The following is a 24,339-nucleotide window of genomic DNA, read 5'->3' as shown; positions in this document are numbered from 1 at the left end:
GAGTTATCCCCGTTACAGGATATGAGAGATGCATTATGATATTTGTAATGTGAATAAAGGTGGTACCGCGGATTTTCGCCCTTTACTGAGTTTTCAGTAAAGGGCATTTTTTATATCATATGAAACACTCGATGCATTAAAATACGAAAGTATATGATTTTCATATGATATAAAAACGCTCCGCTAAAGAGACGCACCTCGCGGAGAAGAATTTAGTCGGAAACGACACCGCTCGGGCGCAAAAGAGTCCGACAAGCTCACTCGATTGAAAGAAGTATTTGAGGAAAGATTTGTAAAAGAAAAGGAGAAAAAACATGAGCAAAGAACTTGCAAAGACCTATGATCCAAAAGACATAGAAGATCGTCTTTACCAGAAATGGGAAGAAAATAAATATTTTCACGCAGAAGTAGATAGAAGTAAAAAACCATTTACCATTGTGATGCCTCCACCAAATATTACAGGACAGCTTCACATGGGACATGCACTGGATAATACCATGCAGGATATTTTAATCCGCTATAAGAGAATGCAGGGTTACAATGCATTGTGGCAGCCGGGAACAGACCACGCTTCTATTGCGACAGAAGTAAAAGTAATCCAGTCCTTAAAAGAACAGGGAATTGATAAAGCAGACCTTGGAAGAGAAGGTTTCCTGAAAAAAGCATGGGAATGGAAAGAAGAATACGGCGGACGTATTGTAAAACAGCTTCGTAAAATGGGTTCCTCAGCAGACTGGGACAGAGAACGTTTTACCATGGACGAGGGATGTTCAAAAGCAGTTCAGGAAGTATTTATTAAATTATATGAAAAAGGATATATTTACAAAGGTTCTCGTATCGTTAACTGGTGTCCGGTATGTAAAACATCCATTTCCGATGCAGAGGTAGAACATGAAGAACAGGATGGATTTTTCTGGCACATCAATTATCCGGTAAAAGGAGAAGAAGGAAGATTTGTAGAAATCGCAACTACCAGACCGGAAACTTTATTAGGTGATACCGCAGTAGCTGTAAATCCGGATGATGAAAGATATAAAGATATCGTAGGAAAAACATTGATTTTACCATTGGTAGGAAGAGAAATTCCGGTAGTAGCTGATGCTTATGTAGATAAGGATTTTGGAACCGGATGTGTTAAGATTACACCGGCACATGACCCGAACGACTTTGAGGTTGGAAAACGTCATAATCTTCCGGAAATCAATGTATTAAATGACGATGCAACCATCAATAAAAATGGTGGAAAATACGAAGGTATGGATCGTTATGAAGCAAGAAAACTTATGGTAAAAGAGCTGGAAGAACAGGGCTTATTAGTAAAAGTAGTACCACATACACATAACGTAGGAACTCATGATCGTTGTAAGACAACGGTAGAACCAATGATTAAACAACAGTGGTTTGTAAAAATGGATGAGCTAATCAAACCAGCAGTAGAGGCAGTAAAAAACGGAGAAATCAAGTTACTTCCAGAACGTATGGATAAGACTTACTTTAACTGGACAGACAATATCCGTGACTGGTGTATCTCCAGACAGCTTTGGTGGGGACACAGAATCCCGGCATATTATTGTGATGACTGTGGAGAATTTGTAGTAGCAAGAGAAAATCCGGGTAAGTGTCCAAAATGTGGATGCACTCATATGACACAAGACCCGGATACCTTGGATACCTGGTTTTCTTCCGCATTGTGGCCATTTTCTACTTTGGGTTGGCCGGATAAAACAGAAGACTTAGATTATTTCTATCCAAACGATGTATTAGTTACCGGATATGATATTATTTTCTTCTGGGTAATCCGTATGATTTTCTCAGGATACGAGCAGATGGGAGAAGCACCATTCCATACCGTATTATTCCATGGATTAGTGCGTGACTCAGAAGGACGTAAGATGAGTAAGTCTCTGGGAAATGGAATTGACCCATTAGAGGTAATTGACAAGTATGGTGCAGATGCATTAAGACTTACCTTGATTACAGGAAATGCACCGGGAAATGATATGCGTTTCTACTGGGAGCGTGTAGAGTCTTCTCGTAACTTTGCAAATAAGGTATGGAATGCATCCCGATTCATTATGATGAATATTGGAGATGAGAAGTTAACAAAACCATCCTTTGATAAGTTAGCACCGGAAGATAAGTGGATTTTATCTCGTGTAAATACATTGGCAAAAGATGTAACCGAAAACATGGATAAATTTGAACTTGGAATTGCCGTTCAGAAAGTATATGACTTTATCTGGGACGAATTCTGTGACTGGTATATTGAAATTGCAAAGACCAGAACCTTCAAAAAAGAAGAAAATCCGGAATCTGCAAAAGTTGCAATGTGGACATTAAAGACGGTATTGATTCAGGGCTTAAAGCTGTTGCATCCATATATGCCATTTATTACAGAAGAAATTTTCTGTACACTTCAGGATGAAGAAGAAACCATTATGTTATCTCAGTGGCCGGAGTATACCGAAGAATGGAATTTCCCGGAAGAGGAAGTGGCAGTAGAACATGTAAAGGATTTGGTAAAAGGAATCCGTAATACCAGAACTGCTATGGAAGTTCCACCAAGCAGAAAGGCAAAGGTCTTTATCGTAACAGAAGATAAGAACCTGCAAGAAACTTTTGAAACAATGAAGAGTGCTTACAGTATGCTTGCAAGTGCCAGTGAAGTGAAAGTACAGGCAGATAAAAATGGAATTGGAGAAGACGCAGTATCCGTTGTAATTCCGGGTGCAGTAGTATACTTACCATTAGAAGATTTGGTAGACTTTGAAAAAGAAAAAGAACGTCTGTTAAAGGAAAAAGATAAATTAACCAAGGAATTAGCACGTTCTAAGGGAATGCTTTCCAATGAGAAGTTCTTAAGCAAAGCACCGGAAGCAAAAGTACAGGAAGAAAAAGAAAAACTTGCAAAATACGAACAGATGATGGCGCAGGTAGAAGAACGTCTGGCGCAGATGAAATAATTTTATAAGTAAAACGGAAGAGGCTGTTGTGTGAAAATCACAGACAGTCTCTTTTTTTCTAAAAAACATATAAAAGAAAATATATTCGACAAAAAACACCAAAATCTTACAAAAAGATTGAAAAAAGGTTCTAAAATTGTTAATATAAAATATATATAGCCTTATTTTGCAAATAAACGTGATAGGAGGGAAAAAAATGGCAGCATCAAAAGAACCACGGGTCAGAATTAGTGATGACGAAATGCAGGCCTTTCTATATATACCGTATGAGTTAATGGACAATTATAAAGATATGGAGACGGTACAACTGTTTTTAAAGCAAAAGGGAGTAAATTTTGGAATCATAGAAGAGAATTTGAAAGAGCTTCTGGAAAAACAACTATGTGATCGTGAAATTCTCATTGCCGAAGGAAGTCAGTCACAGGATGGTACAGATGGCTATTATGACTATAAATTTAATCTTGATTTTAGCAAAAAGCCTAAGATACGACCAGATGGAACGGTAGATTACTGGAGTATCAAAATGGTAGAAACAGTGGAAAAAGGTCAGGTAATAGCAGAATACCATAAAGCATATCAGGGGCAGGATGGTATGAATGTAAAAGGAAAGATAATCCTTGCAAAACGTGGTAGAGATCAGGTACCTTTACGAGGCAGAGGATTTGAACGTTCCGAGGATGGAAGTACTTATACAGCGGTGATTGACGGAAAAATAGAGATGATGAACGGAAGAATCACCATACTTCCGGTATATGAGATAAGCGGTGACGTAGATTTATCTGTGGGAAATATTGATTTTAGAGGCGATGTAATTATTCATGGTGGAGTATGTTCTGGAGTAAGCATTAAGGCCACCGGAACGATTACCATTGATGGCATTGTGGAGGGTGCACAGATAGAAGCCGGTAAAGATGTGGTATTAAGAAGTGGTGTAATGGGAGCGTCCCGGGCAAGTGTTACCAGCCGGGGAAACATTACAGCAAAGTTCTTTGAGTATACCAAGGTGCATGCAAACGGTTCCATACAGGCAGATGTATTTTTAAATTGCAAGGTTTCTTGTGGTGGAAGTATTATTTTGGATGGCAGAAAGGCAAGTATTGTAGGCGGAGAAGTGTGGGCAATTGAAAGCATTTCTGTTCAGACAATCGGTAGTGACGGAGAAGTAAAGACAAAGGTTCGTATCGGAAATGATGCAAATGTTATGAGACGTATCACTATCTTACGAAGCAAAATAGAGGTAGAACAGGAAAATTTATATAAAATCGAAGAAGGGTTAAAAATACTGAATGATGTAAAGAATGACCCTCGAAGAACGGAATTGTTGCGAGTGAAGATTCGGGACAGTGCATTACTTGCCAACGATACGGCAGAACTTGAAAAACTGGAAAATCAGATTCAACGGGCAAAAGGCGGAAGTATTTCCGTAAAAGGAAAGGTATATCCGGGAGTCTGGGTGGAAATGGATGACTTACGAATCAGTGTAAAAGAAGAGCAGGAACGATTGGAGTTTGTAAAGAATCCGGATAAAATAGTAATGTGTCAGTTAGAATCTTAAGAAAATGTCGAAAAAACAATACAAAATGTGCTTGCATAAAATCACCACTTTATTATAATGGAAAGTGGTGATTTTTTTATGAAAACATATGAAGAAATAATAGATTATATAGCAGGAATCCCAAAGTTTACAACCAAACATCCTTTGTCACATACCAAGGCATTTTTGGAACGCTTGGGAAATCCGCAAAATCAGTTTAAAGTAATACATGTAGCAGGAAGTAATGGGAAGGGGAGCGTTTGTGCCTGCCTTGCCAATATTTTAAAAAAGAGTGGTAAAAGTACCGGGTTATTTACATCGCCCCATTTAGTAGATATTGAAGAACGTTTTGTGATAGATGGAGAACAATGCACTCAGGAAGAATTTGTGCAGGCAGTAGAACAAGTACAGTCAGTAGTGGAGGAGATGGAAAAAGAGGGAATTTCCCATCCATCCTATTTTGAATATTTGTTTGCAGTTGGAATGGTGATTTTTCAAAAGCGAAATGTGAAATACGCCGTGTTAGAGACGGGATTAGGTGGAAGACTGGATGCAACCAATGTGGTAGAACATCCGTTACTTACTATTATTACCTCTATCAGTCTGGAACATACCGAAATTTTAGGAAATACCATTGCTGAAATTGCAGGGGAAAAAGCAGGTATACTAAAAGAACAGGTTCCGGTGGTATATGATGTCTCTAATATAGAAGCAGCACAGGTGATTGAAGAACGTGGAAAGCAGTTGCATTGCAGAATGTTTCCGGTATATTTAGAGAAAATTAAAATTTTATTAAACACCGGGAAAAAGATTGATTTTTCTTATGAATCTCGGTATGATGTTACTGAAGTGGAAATCCCATTTGGTGCTCCATATCAGGCGCAGAATGCAGCAGTAGCATTAATGGCAGCAAATTATCTTGGAGAGACAGAGCAAATTTCCCGGGAAGCAATCCGAGAAGGAATGCGTACGGTACAATGGAAGGGAAGAATGCAGGAAGTCCGAGAAGACATATATTTTGACGGAGCCCATAATGCAGATGGTATTCGGTGCTTTTTACAGGCAGTAAATAAAATTGCAACAACTCCGTCTATATTGCTTTTTTCCATGGTTCAGGAAAAGAATTATGTGAAAGCTATAAGAGAATTATTAACAGACGGAAAGTGGGAGCAGATTTTTGTAACTAGGATTTCCGATGCCAGAGGGATTCCGGCAGCAACTTTAAAGCAGGTGTTTGAACAGGAAGCACAGGCGATGAATCAGAGAATAAAGATAACAGAAATAGATCAGGTAGAAAAGGCTTTCGCAGAAGCAACGAAAGTGAAGAAAAAGGGACAGAAGTTGTTCTGTGCAGGGTCCTTGTATCTCGTTGGAGAATTAGAAAAGATCGCAGGAGGAATGAAAGATGATTAATTTTGAAGAAGAATTGAAAAAGTTTAAACCAAGCCTTGAAGTAGAAGAGGCTGAGGATGCCATATATGATAGAGACCTTACCGATATGACAGATATTATGCAGGAAATTATGAAAGAAGCAAGAGAACAAAGATAGACAAGACGGTGAGGAAGGTAAAGATGGATTCTTATAATAAAATTATTCGTATATCCAATACGTTATATAACATTGGACTAGAGAAAGCAAAGGTACGAGACTTATCAGGAGCAGCAGAGTGTCTGCGAAAAAGTCTGCGTTTTTATAAAGCCAATACACAGGCAAGAAATTTATTGGGATTAGTATATTTTGAGATGGGCGAAACAGTGGATGCCTTAAGCGAGTGGGTAATTAGTAGAAGCCTTCAGCCGGAGGATAATATTGCAGAGCAATATTTAGAGTCAATCCAATCCAATCGGGCGAAACTGAATACCATTAATCAGACGATTAAGAAATATAACCAGGCATTGCTGTATTGCAAACAGGATAGTCAGGATTTAGCTATTATACAGTTGAAGAAAGTCCTTTCCTTAAATCCTAATTTAATAAAAGGACATCAGTTGTTAGCACTGCTTTATATGCAAGAGGGCAGATATGAACAGGCGAAGAAGGAACTTCGTGCAGCAGGAAGAATTGATGCAAATAATACACTTACCTTACGTTATTTAAAGGAAGTAAATTTGCAGTTGCATGGAGAACAGCCGTCTCAGAAAAACAGCCGCAAAGAAAAAGAGGAACAGATTGCATACCAAAGTGGGAATGAGACTATTATTCAGCCGGCAAACTTCAAAGATAATTCAGGAATTATGACAATTATTAATATTGTCATCGGTATGGCAATTGGTGTAGCAATTGCATTATTCTTAATCATGCCGGGAATACGACAGAACGCAACCTCAGATGCAAAAAAATCAGAAGTAGAGGCAAACAACAACCTGACCACTAAGAATCAGGAGATTAAGAAGTTAGAAAGTCAGATTGATGATTTGAATAATCAGATTACAGACTTAAATCAGAAGCAGGAATCAGCACAACAGGTAACAGATATGTATGATAAGCTGTTGGCAGGATATCACGCTTATACCCAGAATGATATTGAGAGTGCAGGAAATATGCTGGCAGAAATCAATCCGGAGCTATTATCCGAGAGTGCCAAGACTGTTTATAATGAAGTGAATGGAAAAGTAAACGAACAGTATTTGGCAAGTGTATACGAAAAGGGTTCCAGTGCTTACAATAGTTATAATTATGAAGAAGCAGTAACCGAATTAGAAAAGGTTGTGCAGATGGATGAAGATTATGATGATGGTAATGCCATTTACTATCTGGCACAGTCCTATCGAAAGCTGGAAGATACAGAAAATGCCAAGAAGTACTATCAAAGAGTGGTAGAACTTCATCCGAAAACAGAGCGGGCAAGAACATCACAGTCTTACTTAGACGAGATGGGAGATACCACGACACCACAAGAATAACAATAAGAACAGAAACTTACAAAAGACGTCATGAATAAGAATTCATGGCGTCTTTTTATATCATAAGAAAGGAAGAAAAAGATGGAACATAAGTATGAAAGAGAATATGGATGTTTGATTTTAAAAATGCCAAGGGAATTGGATCATCATCAGGCAGAATTCTTAAAAGAGGAGGCAGATGGATTACTGGTAAAATATCCGGTACGAAATCTAATATTTGATTTTTCGGATACACAGTTTATGGATAGCTCTGGAATCGGTGTGATTATTGGAAGATGCAAAAATGTTCGGTTTTCCGGAGGTTATGTGAAGGCAATTCACTTAAATCAGCAGATACAACGTATTTTTAAGATATCCGGCTTAATGAAAATTATAGAAATCGATTAATAGAGGGAACACAAGGAGGATTATATGGAATATTTAAAAAGTGAGATGAAGATGGAATTTCAGGCAATATCTGAAAACGAAGGATTTGCCAGAGTAGCAGTGGGGGCATTTATTGCGGTATTAAATCCAACGGTGGACGAGCTTGCGGATATTAAGACCGCAGTGAGTGAGGCGGTAACTAATTGTATTATTCATGGATATGAACAACAGGAAGGCAGCATTTGGATTCAATGTAAGATAGAAGGAAATCAAGTAGAAATCGCCATTACCGATAGTGGAAGGGGAATTCGTAATGTAGAACAGGCGAGGGAGCCATTGTTTACCACCAAGCCGGAGTTGGAACGTTCCGGCATGGGATTTGCATTTATGGAGGCATTTATGGATGAGCTGGAGGTAGTATCGAAAGTGGGAGAAGGCACTTGCGTAACGATGAGAAAAACCATAGGATAGGGGTGAAGGAGTGGAGCTGCTGATAGAAAAGCCAGAGCAAGTACGGACGAAAGATGAAAAAGTAAAAAAACTGCTGGAACTGGCACATGACGGAGATAAAGCGGCAAGAGATACAATGGTAAAAGAAAATATGGGACTAATCTGGAGTATTGTTCGGAGATTTAACAATCGAGGTTATGAATTAGAAGATTTATTTCAGATTGGAAGTATTGGGCTCATGAAAGCCATTGATAAATTCGATACTTCCTTTGAAGTAAAATTTTCTACCTATGCAGTTCCTATGATAACCGGAGAAATCAAGCGTTTTTTACGAGATGACGGGTTAATTAAAGTAAGCAGGAGTATCAAAGAAAACGGAGCCAAAATAAAACAGGCGAGAGAGCGTTTGCAGGCGGAACGAGGACGAGATATTACATTGCAGGAATTATCGGACGAGACAGGAATGGAAAGAACGGAAATTGTTATGGCACTTGAAGCAAACGGAGAAGTAGAGTCTATTTATAAGACATATGCACCGGAAAACGGAAAAGAAACCTGCCTGGCAGACCGATTACCACAGGAAAAAGACAGCCATGAAGTGCTCATTAACCACATGTTACTGGAACAGTTATTAAAGGAATTAAAAGAGGAAGAACGTCAACTCATTCAGATGCGTTATTTTGAAGAATGTACACAGATGCAAGTGGCAGAAAAGCTGGGAATCAGTCAGGTGCAGGTAAGTCGTATGGAGAAAAAAATTTTATTATCTATGCGAAAAAAACTATAAAACCATTAGAATAAATGTATAAATGAAAAAAAGCATGGCATACTACTTTCAAAGAAGGAAAAGGAAGTGAGTAAATGAGCCATACCAAAATTTATCGATTATGCCTTCTATCCGTGGTGATACTCACCATTATAGGAGGCATTTTCTATTATGTGGAATATGCAAAAAATGAAACAGAAGTTACAGAAGGAACCTTAGTAAAGAAGCAGGAGTGGTTGGAATATGGCATCTAATTCAGATACATTATATATAAAAATTGAACAGAATGTGTTGGTAAAAGAACCCTCTGTGGTGTTAAAGGACATTGCAAAGCTTACCTCTACCAATCGGGAGCTGGTAAATAAATTAAAAACATTAAAAGTATATCAATTTCATACACCGGCAAATCAGGATAAAAAGAAAAGGCAGAGCCAAGTTTTTTCTATTTTAAAGATAATTGAACTTATCGGAAAAGAATATTCTAATGTAGATATTCAAAATATGGGAGAAAAAGATTTCATTATTGAATACGAGCCACAACAGGAAGTAAAGTGGATACAGTACTTAAAAGTTGCTATTTTATGTATTTTTACCTTTTTTGGTTCCGCATTTACCATTATGACATTCAATAACGATGTGGGCGTGGGAGAAGTGTTTTTAGACTTTTATCAGCAGGTGATGGGCAAATCTTCCAATGGTTTTACCGTTCTGGAAATAAGCTATGCCATTGGATTATCCTTAGGTATTCTTATATTTTTTAACCATATAGGAAGAAAGAAGATTACCCATGACCCAACGCCGCTTCAGGTGGAAATGCGCACTTATGAAAAAGATATTGATACCACCTTTATTGAAAACTGTGGAAGAAAAGGAACAAGTAATGATGTGGATTAAAGAATTATTTTTGGGATTGGTAGGGCTGGCATCCGGCTTTGCGGTATCCGCAGGCGTGTTTGCATTTATCATATCGGTAGGGGTAATTCCAAGAATGATAGGAAAGACCAGAACGGTAAAAGAAGTACTTATTTATGAAACGATTATTTTACTGGGAGGAACCTTCGGAAATCTATTCTCGCTGTTTCAATGGAAAGTGCCGCTGGGAGTACCGCTTTTAGTACTGTTTGGTGTGTCAGCAGGAGTATTCACCGGCTGTTTGGCAGTGGCATTGGCAGAGATTTTAAACTCATTTCCCATTATGTTTCGAAGGCTGCGGATTAAAGAAGGACTTGGATGGATGTTGTTTTTTATGGCAATGGGAAAAACCTTTGGTTCTTTATATTTTTATATGAATCATATGCAAAAATTTTGACAGAGAAAGTGAGAAAATCATATGGCACAGGAAACCATGAAGCAAAAAGAAAAAAAGAATCAGCAATATAATGAATATGTAAAGCAGGTAACCCCTACCCATTCCTTACCGAAAAATATGGCAAAAGCATTTGTTATGGGTGGAATTATTTGTGTGATAGGACAGTTTATTTTGAATATGGCAATGAATCGGTTTGGACTGGAACAAGAAGTGGCAGGCGGGTGGTGCAGTATGATACTGATACTGCTTAGTGTCATTCTTACCGGATGCAATATATATCCATCCTTGGCAAACTGGGGTGGCGCAGGCGCATTAGTTCCTATTACCGGATTTGCCAATTCCGTAGCGGCACCGGCAATTGAGTTTCAAAAAGAAGGACAGGTATTCGGAATCGGATGCAAGATTTTTACCATTGCGGGCCCGGTAATACTGTATGGAATATTTACAAGCTGGGTATTAGGTTTCATTTATTGGATAGGAAAATGTTTTGGATGGTTTTGATAAAAAGAGCGGGAAGCCTTGTGTTTCCGGCTTTTTTTATGCAATAGGAAATTTTTTTTATTTTTTTGCAACATTTGTGTGAAACCAAAAGTGTTATAAATGTAAGAGTTAAGTAATAAGGGTGGCGCCAGTCTTTACTGTAAACGAAATAAAATAAGTTTAAATAGTAGGAGACAATGAATTATGAAGAGAAAATTAATTGGAATGATGTTAGCATTAACTGTAATTACAAGTGTAACAGCTTGTGGAAATGAAAAGAAGGAAGCAGGACAACATACAGTTACCAAACAGGAACATGTAGAAAAGAAAGAAGCAAAGGGAAATATAGAAAAAAATGTAAAGCAGGTAAGTGAGAAAAAGGTAGGAGAAGCCGAAGAAACAAATGATACTGAGGAAACACAGGAATTTACCAAAAGATTAGGTCAGGTAGAAGTAACAAGTTATGAAGGAAAGAGTATCACATTAAATGTTCCGGAAGGATATGATTGGTATATACAGGATGCTGATGACCAGGGAGGATGTGCTTTTGAGCGCGAGGATGGAAAAGAAACCGTGTTTGTTATGTTTTCCGACAGATTATTGGATGTAGACGAGGAATTTTGCGATTCTGATTTGACAATTCCTTATTATGCTACCGGAACAGAATCAGAGGTAATGACAGAAGAAATCAACGGACACACCGTTTATTATAAACATATTGCATATGAGTATGATGAGTATAATGGACATGTAGGTTATGAAACCGTAAAAGCAATGTGTGAAGTGGGAGATGATCATATGTTAACGGTGGAAACAGACGGAAGAAGCGGTCAGAAAGCCGATTTTGATGAAATACGAGGATTCTTTGAGTTTTAAAAAGTTGTTTTAAATAAAAGGGAAGTATTTGAAATAGAAACGATAAAAATAAGAAGAAAAAGAGGAAGCATAAGTATGAAAAATGTAATGAAACGATTGATGGTATGTGGACTTTGCGTAACCATGTTAGTAGGATGTGGAACAAGTACAGATACATCGAAGACCGGTACCGGTAAAAAAAATATAGAGGTGGGAAATCTGGCAGGAAATAGTCAGGAAGATGATATGTCAGAACTTAATTCTATCATAGAATTAAAGGCAAAGTATGAAGACCAGGAAAAGTATGAATACACCGACCCAATGTATAACCTGGAAAAAAATCATGTATTTACCTATGATGTAGGAGAGGCTTTTTTTAAGTCAGAGGAGTATGAGGGATTTAAGGTATACAGCGACAGTAATTTTCAAAATACGGTAAATATTAAGATTGAAGACAACTATGATGATGATAAGATTACAATTTCACCGAGTTTAGTATTTAGTTATGAAAATGAGGAAGATAGTAGAACAGATGGAACATGGGGAAGTAGAAGTAAGTTCTGGCTGGTTCAGTATATGGATACGAAAACAGGAAAAGAATTAGATAAACCAATTGTTACGGTATTCTCTATCGCGCAGGAGTTAAATACGCCCACAATGAAGCAGTCCGTAGGGGGAGACGGCTATTATAAATTGTCTTGGTCTAAGGTAGATGGCGCAGATTACTATGAGGTATATGAGTATGATAAGGGATTAGATTATGCATCTCTTGCAGTAACAACAGAAAATTTGGAATGCTCTAATGCAGACTTTGCACATGTAAAAAAATATGAAGAAGAGTTTAAAGAAGAATATAGAGATACGGAAATTGATGTGGATACTCAGATGACAATGAATCATTTTCTGGATTCAGGAGATAGTTTTTTCGTGGTAGCCAAAACAAATGATGGGAAACATTCCGGTATGAGTAATGAATGCGACCCGCAAGAAATTGCAAATCAGATTCCGATTTCACAGAGTTGGGATTTTCAGACGGACTATACAGGAACAGATGCGTTAGCATTACCGGCATATGTAGATATAGAAATGATGGATGGTTCTATTGGAAAATATGTAATTGAATATCGGGGAGGAACAGCAACATTATATGACGATGGAACCATTGCAGTAGATGCAAGCATTAAAAATCTTCCAATTGCCATGTACCGGGTAAGATTGACAGGAGTAGATTATGATACATTTATGGCACAGACAAAAAATCTGATACAAAGGGGAGACGAATTGGCAGGAAGAACAGGAAGTGCCAATGAGAATATAGATATTCCATTTGTACCTGATAGTCAGGAAACACCGGAGGACGAGTACGGAGACGATGATGCAGATGTGGACGAAGAAAACATTAATGATGATACCGATGTAGAGGACGAGTCCGGAGACGATGTGGGTGGCGAGACAGTGAATGTGGCAGGAGTTGAATTACCTGAAAATGTTGCCAAAACTGTTTATGCCAATAGTTCCTTAAGTGAATGGCTTGCATTGAACTTTCTTGCCCAAAATGAAACAATTTCATTGGATGGATTTAAAGAAGCTTCCGATTCCGAAAAATTGGGAGATGCATTTATCGAGGCGTATAGACAAAATCCGTTATGTGGAATTATAAATAACCTTGAATATGACTATGATAAGAATGAATTAGTGGTAGAATATGCACAAACCAAAGAAGAAACTCAAAATATGCAGCAGGAATGTTTGAAAAAGGCAAAAGATGTTGCAGGTGAAATTATTCAGGATGGCATGAGTGATTATGAAAAAGAGCAGGCAATTAATCAATATTTATGTGACAATGCAGAATATAATTATGATGTTATGAATTATGAAGCGGAAGATGGTTCTATTGGTGATGAAGCAGTAGAAAAATATCCAAATTCCTTTACTCCTTATGGAATCTTAGTAGAAAACTTTGGAGTATGTGAATCTTATGCAGAAGCTTTTCACTTAGTTGCAAACGAGGCAGGACTTCAATCTATTATGGTAGTAGGTACTTTAGAAGGTGGTGGACATGAATGGAACAGGGTCTTGTTAAATGGAAAATGGTATACATTAGATGTAACCAATAATGATAAAGAAGTAGCAGCAAATGCACTGTTTAACATATCAGATGAAGTAGCAACAGAAATATTAAAAGAAAGTGATGTATGTATATTGGATGATTATGCCGGCGAGTATAAAGCAGATGATATGAAATATGAGTATTATACAGTCAATGGTTTAGCTGCAGAGGATACAGAACAAGCTAAGAAAGTTTTAATTGACGGATTGAAAAAAGATGGAAATACGTCAGTTCGAATGGAAGAGAGCTTAAGTACCGATGCATTAGAAGAATTAGTACAGCAGGTTGTAAATGAGGCAGATGTAGAACAAGTAAGTTATGTGCAGTTTGGTAGAGTAGTAGGAATTATCATTGCAACAGAATAAAAAGAGTGATTCGATTTGCAAAATTATATTGCAAATACCACAAATTTCCATTATCCTTATTAGGTGTCAGAATGAAAGAATAAATTAGAATTGACAGATGGGAGAATATAGTGGAAATAATATGTGGAACAAGAAGATACCAGGCAGAAGAAGTAATTGAACAATATAGTGAGATGCTTTTTCGCCTGGCAATGTCTCGAATGCAGCATAAGGAAAATGCAGAAGAAGTAGTACAGGATACATTCCTTCGCTTAATAACTTATGTAAAAAAGGGGCATACCTTTAATGATGAAGAACATTTAAAAGCATGGCTGTTAACAGTAGCCGTGAATCGAGGAAAATCCATACTGACTTTGGCATGGAATAAACGTACCGAGGGTATGGAGAATATCAAAGAGGTGGCAACTCCGGAAACGGAGACAGGATATGCATATGAATATGTAAGTCGTTTGCCGGAAAAATATAGAATTGCCATAGATTTGTTTTATTATGAAGAACTTTCAACAGAACAAATCGCGCAGGTTATGAAGACCAAGCCGGCAACAGTGCGTTCCTATTTACATCGTGGACGTGAAAAATTAAAAGAAATGATGGAGGCAGATGCATAATGTGGGATGAAAAGAAATTTTTTGAAGATTATGTAGAAGAGTCTGAAAAAGTTAAGCCGGATGAACACTTTGTACAGCAGTTAAAACAGATGGCAGTGCAAGAAGAAAAAAAGAAAACTCCAATCCCGATGATAAAATATGTAGCAATAGCAGCATCTTTTGTGCTATGTGTTGGCCTTGGAAGTGCAGTGTGGCGTAATCAGAGTGTAGATTCAGAAGGAAAAGGGGAAAAAGTAGAATTCCAGACAGGACTTCAGGCAGGAAAGCAGGAATCCGAAGAACAGAAAGGAGAAACTTCTGAAAACAGTACGGTAGCAGAGGGCGAAATTCGTGGAAATAGTACGCAAGAAGAGTCAGAACTTGGAGATGTTTTAGCACAGATAAAACAAGGAGCTGTGATTCATGATGAAGATGGCAATGAAGTATCACAAGACCAGCAGCAGAGTTTATATGAACTTTTAAAAAACGCAACAGAAGCAGAAGCTCCAACAGAGGGAGAGAAACAAAATTCTTACATTGTAGAGGGCGATACTACAATTGAAGTAGAAGTGTGGACAGATGGTTATTTAAAAGTAGGGGGAAAATGGTATCATTAAGAGGTAAAGTGACAAGAATCCTCAAAAAGCGAGTACCTTCTTATTGACATTTCTGAAAACAAACATCTATAATGAAAATGGTGGGTTGTTTTAGAAGGCAAAAGGAGGAGAAGGATGGCAGAAAATTCGCATGCTACAAATTGGAGTAAGTTTTGCAAATTTATAGAGGTATTAAATCCATGTATGGATGATTATCTGTATATATATGATATAAAAGAGGATTTTTATGAAATATCACCCGGAGCTTTGGAACGGTTTCAAATATCATCAAATCGATTTCATAATGTAGTAGAAGGACATCGGGCGTTCGTGTATGAAGATGATATTGATTTGATATTAGAGGATTTGCAGCAGGTAATATCAGGGAAAAAAGATTTTCATAATCTTCAGTATCGTTGGAAAGACCCGGAAGGGAAACCAATATGGATTAATTGTCGAGGCAGAGTTATTAAAGACAGCGAAGGAAAACCGGAGTTTTTAGTAGGATGTATCAATGAGATAGGTGCAAAACAAAAGGCTGATAATACCAGTGGATTGTTAGGAGAGTCCAGTCTGAAAGCGTATTTGCATGAGGCAGATATGGAAGTACGAAATGGTTATATTCTTCGTCTTGGAATTGATAACTTTAAAGAAATTAATGAAAATAAGGGTATCGAATATGGTGATATTATCTTAAAAAAGACGGCAGAATGTATAGAAGCAGTTATGTTACCGGAGCAGAAACTTTATCGTGTAGTTGCCGATGAGTTTGCAATTGTGGATTTTCAGGGAAACAGCATTAAGAGTGCCCAGAAACAGTATAAAAAGATTTGTCAAAAAATCGAAGAATTTATTGAACAAAATCGCTATGAAGCAGTTTATACCATTTCAGGGGGCATATTAAATTGTAATCAGATACAGGAACAGTCCTTTTTATCTGCCATGAAATTATCCGAATTTGCATTAAATGAGGCGAAGCGAAGAGGAAAAAATCAGGTATATGTGTTTGAAGAAAAGGACTATCAGGAGTTCTTGCGAAAAAAAGAATTATTGCGTAGCTTACGATATGCAATTTATAATGATTGTCAGGGATTTGAGGTATATTTTCAGCCAATCGTAAATGCGGAAACAGGAAAGCTGGCAAGTGCAGAAACATTACTGCGATTTCAGTCGGAACAGACAGGATTTTTATCTCCGGCAGAGTTTATCCCACTGTTAGAAGAAACGGGGCTTATTATACCGGTAGGAAAATGGGTGTTAGAACAGGCTTGTGCCAAGTGTAGTGAAATTCATAAGTATATACCCGATTTTCGCGTAAGTGTCAATCTGTCTTATGTTCAGGTGAAAAAGAGCAATGTTTTAAAAGATATTATCAAAATGGTGGAAAAATATCAGTTAGACCCGCATAAGTTGATTATCGAATTGACAGAAAGCGGATTTTTAGAGTCAGATGCTAATTTCCGTAAACTGTGTGCAGGGTTAAAAGAGGCAGGAATTGCTCTTGCATTAGATGATTTTGGAACCGGATATTCTAACTTCCATTATCTCTATGACCTGAATCCAAATATCATTAAGATAGATCGCTCATTTACTGTGAAAGCATTGCGGAATGAATATGAGCATGGTTTACTGGAGCATATCATACAGATGATTCATAGTATTGAGCTGCGCATATGTATAGAAGGAATCGAGACGGACGAAGAATTAAATAAAATCAATCATTTGGGACCGGATTATATTCAAGGATATTTCTTTGGAAAGCCTTGCCCATATGACGTATTTTATGAAAAACATATAAAACAGGCAGAAATGGATGGAATTGCTCATGAAGGTTGCAATCTGTGATGATGAAATATCGCAGTTAAAACTGATGGAGTCCTATGTGAAAGCATGGGCAAAAAATAAGAATGAAATAGCAGAAGTATATCAATACCAACGAGCGGAGCATTTTCTGTTTCAGTGGGAAGAACAAGGTGATATAGATATATTATTGTTAGATATTGAAATGCCGGGAATGAATGGAATGGAGATGGCTAAAAAGCTTCGGGAAGGGCAGGATGGTATACAGATTATTTTTGTTACGGGGAATCCACAGTATGCGCTAGAAGGATATGAGGTGGAACCCGTAACCTATTTAATGAAGCCTGTTAAGGAAGAAAAGCTTTGGACTGCATTAGACAGAGCCGTAGAACGAAGCGGAAAGAAATCTCCGGTACTGCTGGTGGAAGAAGCAGGCGGAATAGTGCGGGTTCCGATAAAAGAGATTCTGTATTTAGAAAGCGAAGGGCATGATACCCTTATAAAAACAGAAGTAGGTACGATTCGCAGTAAAAAAGGAATGCAGGAGATGGAGCAGATAATTTTAGAAATGGTAAGAGAGGAAGCCTTTTGTAAAATTCATCGTTCCTATTTGGTATCCACTGCTCAAATTCTTCGTATATCCCGTAAAGAAGTAGAGTTATATAACCATGAAAAGCTGCCGATTGCCAGAGGAAAGTGGGCAATGGTAAATCAGACCTATTTGGCATATTATCGGAGAGAAATGGAGCAAAGTCTGAATGAGTAACCTGATATTTCAAATCGGATGTTTGGTATTATATCTTTATTATTGTTATCAATTAGAACCGATTGAAAAAGGAAAAACAAAATTTATCGTTTTAGTAGGAATAACAGGAAGTATTCTGGGGATATTTTCGTGGCTGCGTTTACCGGAAATCGGCTGGGGACTCATCACAGGAATACTTCTTTTTTATTTACTGTTTTATGGAGAAGAGGCATTTCGGCATATTTGGAAAAGGGCTGTGGGGTTTGGCGGTCTTATATTGATATTAGAATTTTTTAATGTTCGGATAAAAAGCGGAGAAGAATTTATAGTAGCAAACATTATCTTGTGGATAAGCTTTTTACTATTGGCAGGATATCGTGGATATTTAAACTGGATATCGGCAGTGCTCACAGCAGGAATTTACGGTTGCATATCCTGGATGATATGGAAACAGCCAAGTATGCAGGGAATATTTTTTGCAGTAGCTATTTTGATTTTTTTGATGTTAGAGACGGCATTAGTCAGTTATCAGAAAAGTTATGAAATACAGACCGTAGATTTTCAGCAAAACGTATTACTGCAACAATATGATGAAATAAAAAATATTTACATGAATATGCGTGGCTGGCGGCATGATTATCATAATCATATTCAGGTTATAAAGGCGCAGATGGCATTAGAAGAATGGGAAGAGGCAAAGCAATATTTAGATGAATTAGAGCAGGATTTAGAGCGGGTAGATACCTATATAAAGTCAGGAAATCTTATGATGGATGCAATTTTAAATAGCAAACTGACCCTTGCAGAACATAAAGGCATTGCAGTAAATTGCAAGGTACAGATGCCGGAACAGTTAGAGATAGCAGATGTAGATTTATGTGTAATATTGGGGAATCTTTTAGAAAATGCCCTAGAGGCATGCGATAAAATTCCAAGAGAAGAGCGATTTTTGCGTATATATGGCATAGTAAACGGAGGCCAGCTTTACCTATCCATACAAAATTCCGCGAAGGAAGAATTAGATTTTAATGAGCAGAGTTATATTACAAATAAAATAGGTGAGCATGGATTTGGAATGCGGCGTGTAAAATTGTTGGTGGATAAATATCAGGGTTACTTGAATTTACAAAATGAGCCGGGTATTTTTGCCGCAGAAGTAACATTGCCGTTAAAAAAAGTGCAATCCGTGTAAAAAAACGACATTTCGTGCAGGAATTTCCACAAGTGGGAGTTCCTGCATTATTATATAGGTAAGAAACAAAAAAGAGACACAGGAAGGAAACAGGAGGAACAAAAATGGAAAAAAAGACCTATTCCTTGTGGAATCATATCCGATACTTTATGGGATATTTTCATAAATATGAAGGATATATGATATATCCGGTTGCAATTTTGTATATTGTATGCAGTGTACTAAATTCCTTTTTGGGAATGGCGTTTGCCAGTGCGGCAGTAAAATGGCTTACCATTGAGAAGGCAGGAAAAGCGTTGACGATTATTTTAGGCTATGTACTCTTACTTCAAGTGGTGGAAATGGGAGAAAGCTTAGGAATGGAGAAGATATATGGAAAATTTTTCTTATATCGTGTAAGCTTTTCCAGAGAATTCGCTAAGCATTGTCTGACTATGGATTATCAGGCAATGGAGAGCGTAGAGGGGCAAAAGAAACAGGAGGCAGCCCGTAGGAATATCTGGAGCGGAAATGAGGATGGAATGGAACCGGTGCTTCGGAATATTCCCATATTGTTAAAAAATGTAATTGGTTTAGTATTGTACGGAACATTGGTCGGAAGTCAGAATATCTATCTTTTGGTGTATCTTTTTGTAACAGCATTGGTTATGTGCTTTTTGACAGGAAAAAATGCAAAACGGCATACAAGAATCTTAGAAGAGGAAAATAAGAAGTGGAAAAAGTATAGCTATTTATGCGAAGAAATTACAAATGTGAAAAACGAAAAAGACATACATATGTATCATGCTTCTGATTGGTTTATAAATTCCATGAAGAAACTTCAGGGCGAAATCATGTATTTTGTGCATAAAGCTCGAATTGGATATTTTGGTGTGGATATCTGCCAGCTATTATTTGCAGGGATAAGAGATGGTGTGGCATATGGATATTTTATTCTTCAGATGATGCATGGAAATATAACATTGCCGGAGCTTTTACTGTATCTTGGTGTGGTGGCAGGATTTTCCGGATGGATGGAGCAGATATTTGAAAGTATCAGAACCATGATGGAAAATAAGCCCATTATGGATAATTACCGAGATTTTATTGAATTTGGAATGGAAGATACCACAGGAAAAACAGGAAAGATTGCATCAGGCAGTAAGCATGAGATACGTTTAGAGCATGTAAGTTTTACATATCCGGGAAAAGAAGAACCTTCCATTGATGATGTGAGCCTTACTATATCCCCTCAGGAAAAAATAGCATTGGTAGGTATGAATGGTGCAGGAAAAAGTACGCTGATTAAATTAATCTGTGGTTTGTATCAGCCGCAAAAAGGCAAAATTTATATGGATGGTGTGGATGTTACTACCATACCGAAAGAACATTATTTTGAAGAATTTTCAGTAGTATTTCAGGAAGTTTTTTCCTTTGCTTTTTCGTTGGCAGATAATGTGACTTGTCAGGTGCCGGAAGAACAGGAAAAGGACAGAATGATAACGTGTTTGAAACAGGCAGGGTTAATGGAACGAGTAGAAAGAATGCCGAAAGGACTGGAAACAGTATTGGGAAAAGAATTGAGCCGGAAAGGAGTCCTTTTATCCGGCGGTGAGATGCAAAAGCTTATGTTGGCAAGAGCACTTTACCGCAATGCTCCGATTGTAATATTAGACGAGCCTACAGCAGCACTGGATCCTATTGCAGAGAGCAGGATGTATGAAAAATATTATTCCTTTACCAAGGATAAAATGAGCATTTTTATTTCCCATCGATTAAGCTCTACGAGATTTTGCGATAGAATTTTATTTTTGCAGGATGGACGGATTGTGGAAGAAGGAAGCCACGAAAGTCTTATGAAACAGCAGGGGGCATATGCCGAAATGTTTCAGGTACAGGCACATTATTATCAGGAAGAGGAGGTATTGGCATGAGAAAAATCAAAGAAAAATGGAAAACATCCTTTTCCTATCATGAGTATGGGATAGCGTGTTTAAAAATTGCATGGAGACTAGACCGTTCGGTACTTCCCATTGGAATGTTACTTAGTATTGCTGGGGTATTGCAAATTTATTTGGGATTATTTCTTTCTTCTGAAATCATTGATACATTGTTGCGAGAACAGTATCAAAAAGGAATGGTATTGGCAGGTATCCTGGTAGGAACTAATTTCCTGTTGGGCATCGGAAGGGCAAGACTTGCTATGGCACAAAAAGAAAGAAATGTAAAGCTGAGTCTTTCCTTTAAGCAGATGCTAAGAGAAAAAGTGCTAAAATTAGATTATGAGTCAATGGAAGATGCAAAAAAAATGGGAAAACTTACAAATTATGAATTGCGTGCCAGATTCCAGGGAGATTTGTCAACGTTAGTTACCTATTATCAGGAAGAATTTACCGCAGTTTTAAATGTTGCAACTTCTGTGGTGTTAGTTATCATATTGTGCTGTTCAGCACCCAATAAGGGAAGTCAGACATTAAGATTCTTTAGTCAGGTACCGGTGTCTTTGTTGCTCTTTGTAATGGTAATTCTGGGGATTGGTGTAATCTTAAGCAGTGTCATGGGAAAGCTGAACCTGGAGTTCCAAAATATGCAGGAGGGACATCCAAGGGTAGAACAAAAATTAATGTATGTGATGGAAAAAGTATTGGCAAAATACGAAACAGCAAAAGTAATTCGTTTGTTTGATATGGAACCTATGATTATAAGAAATCTAGATTCATTAGACAAAGAAAATCGAAACTTTTTTGAAAACATGGTGAATTGGTATTTGCGACAAAAGGTATTACAAGGAGGAACCGGAAGTCTTTTTCGTATTTTTTCTTATTTGCTGGTAAGTATAAAAGTTCTGGCAGGAGCTATCAGTGTGGGAGCTTTTGCACGATATGCAGGAGCATTGGTACAGTTTGGGGAGAATGTATCACAAGTTTTAGAATTAGAACCCAAAATCAGGCAGATTAGTTTGGATATGAAAGAAATCTTAGAATTTTTACAGCTGCCTAACTTACGGGAGACAGGAAGTATTCCAATAGAAAAGCGAATTGATCACGAATATGAATTAGAATTCCATGATGTAAGTTTTTCCTATCCGGGAACGGAAGAAATGATTCTAAAACATGTGAGTTGTAAACTTAAATTAAAAGGAAAGATGGCAGTTGTAGGGGAAAACGGTGCAGGAAAAACCACATTTATTAAATTGCTGTGTCGTTTGTATGATCCTACAGAAGGCTATATTACGTTAAATGGTGTAGATATTCGAAAGTATGATTATGACGAGTACCTTAGTATTTTCGGTGTGGTATTTCAGGATTATAGCTTATTTTCTTTTCCAATCGGAGAAAATGTAGCAGTTGGTGAAGCAGTAGCCAAAGAAAAGGCATGGAATTGTGTGGAAAAGGCAGGAGTAAAAGAAGTAATACAAAAGATGCCTAAAGGATTGGAAACACCGCTGTATCATTACGAAGAAGACGGTGTGGAATTAAGTGGAGGGGAGGCACAAAAAGTTGCAATTGCACGGGCACTTTATAAGGATGCACCATTTGTAATTTTAGATGAACCAACAGCGGCATTAGACCCCATCAGCGAATATGAGATTTATAAACGGTTTGATGAAATGGTAGAAGATAAAACCAGTATTTATATCTCACATCGTATGAGCAGTTGTCGTTTTTGCGACGATATTATGGTATTTTGGCAGGGACAGATTGTGGAAAGGGGAAGTCACGAACAGTTATTAAAAGCAAATGGGAATTATGCAAAACTGTGGAATGCCCAGGCACAGTATTATGCCTGAAAAAAATACAAAATCATGTAAAATTCTCTCTTGACTTTTGAAAAAAGATTTCATATAGTGGCAAAAGATACAAAAGAAATAGAAAGGGAGAGAGGTTGAACAATATGGCAAAAAGTGCAACAAAGGACATGACAGTGGGGTCTCCTATGAAGCTGATTTTGCAATTTTGTATACCACTATTTTTCGGAATGCTGTTTCAGCAATTTTATAATATGATGGATACCATGATTGTAGGAAAGTTTCTGGGAGTGCATGCACTGGCAGCGGTAGGAACCACAGGTTCTATTAACTTTATGATTATTGGTTTTTGTATGGGTGTCTGCAATGGGTTTGCAATTCCGGTAGCACAGAAATTTGGTGCAGGTGATTATCATTCATTACGAAAGTTTGTGGCGAATAGTGTCTGGCTTTCCGTTGCATTTGCGGCAGTAACAACGGTAACAGTATGTATATTATGCCGTCAGATTCTGCAATGGATGAATACACCAACTGACATTATCGATGGGGCATATAGTTACATTTTTGTTATTTTTCTGGGAATACCGGTAATCTATCTGTACAACTTAACTTCTGCAATTATTCGTTCCCTGGGAGATAGCAAAAGTCCACTGGTGTTTTTGATTATTTCTTCCGTATTAAATATTATACTGGATTTAGTGATGATTCTGGTATTTCGTATGGGAGTTGCAGGTGCAGCATGGGCTACTGTAATTTCACAGGGAATCTCAGGAGTGGGATGTTTGCTCTATATGATGAAGCGATTTGAGATTTTAAAAATAACCAGGGACGAATGGAAACTTGAAAGAGATTGTGTAGGAACTTTGTGTAATATGGGAATTCCCATGGGACTACAATATTCCATTACTGCCATTGGAAGTGTAATTTTGCAGACGGCTGTAAATACGTTAGGCTCTATGTCCGTAGCGGCAGTTACGGCAGGAAGTAAGGTAAGTATGTTTTTCTGTTGTCCATTTGATGCTATGGGCTCTACAATGGCAACTTATGCAGGGCAGAATGTAGGAGCGGGAAAATTGAATCGTGTATCGAAAGGAATGAAGTCCTGTTGTCTATTAGGATTGATTTATGCCATTATTGCATGCGTGGTATTGGTGTTATTTGGCAGCGACATTTCTATGTTGTTTTTGGATGCAGGGGAAACAGAAATATTGAAAAATGCAGGATTATTCCTTGCTGTAAATAGTGCTTTTTATTTTCCGCTTGCATTGGTAAATATCGTAAGATTTACCATTCAAGGGCTGGGATTTAGTCGCCTTGCTATTTTAGCAGGGGTGGCAGAAATGTTTGCAAGAAGTATTGTGGCACTTGGATTTGTTCCGGTTTTTGGCTATGCGGCAGCTTGTTTTGCAAGTCCGATGGCATGGATATTTGCAGACTTATTCCTCATACCGGCATATTGTTATGTGATAAGAAAATTAGAAAAGGTATTAGGAAAAAAACAAGTGGAAGAATTTGCATAAATTCTTAAGTTTTCTTAAGAAAGTATTCCCAAAAGAGTGATTGCTTTTCTGAAACGTTCATAGTATGATA

Annotated in this window: 22 protein-coding genes and 1 other annotated feature (1 of these 23 cut by a window edge); all 22 genes read left to right on the top strand. The window is 37.6% G+C overall.

What is annotated here, in order from left to right; genetic code table 11:
- Window positions 1-86: a binding site (T-box leader), on the top strand; it begins 150 nt to the left of the window's first position.
- A gap of 228 nt (window positions 87-314) precedes the next feature.
- The 22 genes from KQI83_RS08020 (at window position 315) to KQI83_RS07915 (ending at window position 24,269) form a co-directional block, all read left to right on the top strand.
- The gene (locus KQI83_RS08020) at window positions 315-2,963 is read left to right on the top strand and encodes a valine--tRNA ligase (protein ID WP_216556445.1); all 2,649 of its coding nucleotides are present in this window, start codon (window positions 315-317) and stop codon (window positions 2,961-2,963) included.
- 196 nt (window positions 2,964-3,159) lie between these two features.
- Entirely contained in the window at window positions 3,160-4,518 is a 1,359-nt protein-coding gene (locus tag KQI83_RS08015; RefSeq protein WP_216556442.1) for a DUF342 domain-containing protein, read from the top strand.
- A gap of 78 nt (window positions 4,519-4,596) precedes the next feature.
- Window positions 4,597-5,910, top strand: coding sequence for a bifunctional folylpolyglutamate synthase/dihydrofolate synthase (locus KQI83_RS08010; RefSeq protein ID WP_216556440.1), 1,314 nt, complete (start codon window positions 4,597-4,599; stop codon window positions 5,908-5,910).
- Window positions 5,903-6,046 carry a hypothetical protein gene (locus KQI83_RS08005; RefSeq protein WP_216556438.1) on the top strand — a complete coding sequence of 48 codons (144 nt, stop codon included), beginning with the start codon at window positions 5,903-5,905 and terminating at the stop codon, window positions 6,044-6,046. Before KQI83_RS08010 ends, KQI83_RS08005 begins: the two co-directional genes overlap by 8 nt.
- A 23-nt stretch (window positions 6,047-6,069) precedes the next feature.
- The gene (locus tag KQI83_RS08000) at window positions 6,070-7,401 is read left to right on the top strand and encodes a tetratricopeptide repeat protein (RefSeq protein WP_216556436.1); all 1,332 of its coding nucleotides are present in this window, start codon (window positions 6,070-6,072) and stop codon (window positions 7,399-7,401) included.
- 81 nt (window positions 7,402-7,482) lie between these two features.
- A complete protein-coding gene (locus tag KQI83_RS07995; protein WP_216556434.1) occupies window positions 7,483-7,788 on the top strand; it encodes an STAS domain-containing protein in 306 nt (101 codons plus the stop codon).
- A gap of 24 nt (window positions 7,789-7,812) precedes the next feature.
- On the top strand, window positions 7,813-8,238 hold the full coding sequence (spoIIAB, locus tag KQI83_RS07990) for an anti-sigma F factor (protein WP_216556432.1): 426 nt from the start codon (window positions 7,813-7,815) through the stop codon (window positions 8,236-8,238).
- A gap of 10 nt (window positions 8,239-8,248) precedes the next feature.
- Complete coding sequence (locus KQI83_RS07985) at window positions 8,249-9,004, top strand: SigF/SigG family RNA polymerase sporulation sigma factor (protein WP_330622333.1); 756 nt, start codon at window positions 8,249-8,251, stop codon at window positions 9,002-9,004.
- A 74-nt stretch (window positions 9,005-9,078) separates the two neighbouring features.
- Window positions 9,079-9,237 carry a hypothetical protein gene (locus KQI83_RS07980; RefSeq protein ID WP_216556430.1) on the top strand — a complete coding sequence of 53 codons (159 nt, stop codon included), beginning with the start codon at window positions 9,079-9,081 and terminating at the stop codon, window positions 9,235-9,237.
- On the top strand, window positions 9,227-9,877 hold the full coding sequence (locus tag KQI83_RS07975; RefSeq protein ID WP_216556428.1) for a stage V sporulation protein AA: 651 nt from the start codon (window positions 9,227-9,229) through the stop codon (window positions 9,875-9,877). The genes KQI83_RS07980 and KQI83_RS07975 overlap by 11 nt, the downstream gene beginning before the upstream one ends.
- The gene (locus tag KQI83_RS07970) at window positions 9,864-10,292 is read left to right on the top strand and encodes a stage V sporulation protein AB (RefSeq protein ID WP_253295551.1); all 429 of its coding nucleotides are present in this window, start codon (window positions 9,864-9,866) and stop codon (window positions 10,290-10,292) included. The genes KQI83_RS07975 and KQI83_RS07970 overlap by 14 nt, the downstream gene beginning before the upstream one ends.
- Window positions 10,293-10,313: 21 nt before the next feature.
- Window positions 10,314-10,793, top strand: coding sequence for a SpoVA/SpoVAEb family sporulation membrane protein (locus KQI83_RS07965; RefSeq protein ID WP_216556426.1), 480 nt, complete (start codon window positions 10,314-10,316; stop codon window positions 10,791-10,793).
- A gap of 183 nt (window positions 10,794-10,976) precedes the next feature.
- Window positions 10,977-11,648, top strand: coding sequence for a hypothetical protein (locus tag KQI83_RS07960; RefSeq protein ID WP_216556424.1), 672 nt, complete (start codon window positions 10,977-10,979; stop codon window positions 11,646-11,648).
- A 75-nt stretch (window positions 11,649-11,723) separates the two neighbouring features.
- Window positions 11,724-14,102 (top strand): transglutaminase domain-containing protein, encoded by a 2,379-nt coding sequence (locus KQI83_RS07955; protein ID WP_216556422.1) that lies wholly within the window; start codon window positions 11,724-11,726, stop codon window positions 14,100-14,102.
- A gap of 110 nt (window positions 14,103-14,212) precedes the next feature.
- Window positions 14,213-14,710: an RNA polymerase sigma factor gene (locus KQI83_RS07950; protein ID WP_216556420.1), complete on the top strand. Its 498-nt coding sequence runs from the start codon at window positions 14,213-14,215 to the stop codon at window positions 14,708-14,710.
- Window positions 14,710-15,306: a hypothetical protein gene (locus KQI83_RS07945; protein WP_216556418.1), complete on the top strand. Its 597-nt coding sequence runs from the start codon at window positions 14,710-14,712 to the stop codon at window positions 15,304-15,306. The genes KQI83_RS07950 and KQI83_RS07945 overlap by 1 nt, the downstream gene beginning before the upstream one ends.
- 114 nt (window positions 15,307-15,420) lie before the next feature.
- On the top strand, window positions 15,421-17,130 hold the full coding sequence (locus tag KQI83_RS07940; RefSeq protein WP_216556415.1) for a bifunctional diguanylate cyclase/phosphodiesterase: 1,710 nt from the start codon (window positions 15,421-15,423) through the stop codon (window positions 17,128-17,130).
- Window positions 17,111-17,851 (top strand): LytR/AlgR family response regulator transcription factor, encoded by a 741-nt coding sequence (locus KQI83_RS07935; protein ID WP_216556413.1) that lies wholly within the window; start codon window positions 17,111-17,113, stop codon window positions 17,849-17,851. Before KQI83_RS07940 ends, KQI83_RS07935 begins: the two co-directional genes overlap by 20 nt.
- A complete protein-coding gene (locus KQI83_RS07930; protein WP_216556411.1) occupies window positions 17,844-19,022 on the top strand; it encodes a sensor histidine kinase in 1,179 nt (392 codons plus the stop codon). Before KQI83_RS07935 ends, KQI83_RS07930 begins: the two co-directional genes overlap by 8 nt.
- 104 nt (window positions 19,023-19,126) lie before the next feature.
- Entirely contained in the window at window positions 19,127-20,935 is a 1,809-nt protein-coding gene (locus KQI83_RS07925; RefSeq protein ID WP_216556409.1) for an ABC transporter ATP-binding protein, read from the top strand.
- The gene (locus KQI83_RS07920) at window positions 20,932-22,791 is read left to right on the top strand and encodes an ABC transporter ATP-binding protein (RefSeq protein WP_216556405.1); all 1,860 of its coding nucleotides are present in this window, start codon (window positions 20,932-20,934) and stop codon (window positions 22,789-22,791) included. Before KQI83_RS07925 ends, KQI83_RS07920 begins: the two co-directional genes overlap by 4 nt.
- Window positions 22,792-22,895: 104 nt before the next feature.
- Window positions 22,896-24,269: an MATE family efflux transporter gene (locus tag KQI83_RS07915; protein WP_216556403.1), complete on the top strand. Its 1,374-nt coding sequence runs from the start codon at window positions 22,896-22,898 to the stop codon at window positions 24,267-24,269.
- The last annotated feature ends 70 nt before the right edge of the window (window positions 24,270-24,339 follow it).

It is taken from the genome of Roseburia sp. MSJ-14 (assembly GCF_018918225.1).
In the GTDB taxonomy this organism is placed as follows: Bacteria; Bacillota; Clostridia; order Lachnospirales; family Lachnospiraceae; genus Petralouisia.
Note: the sequence above shows the minus strand (reverse complement) of the source record. Positions and strands in the feature narration are given on the sequence as shown.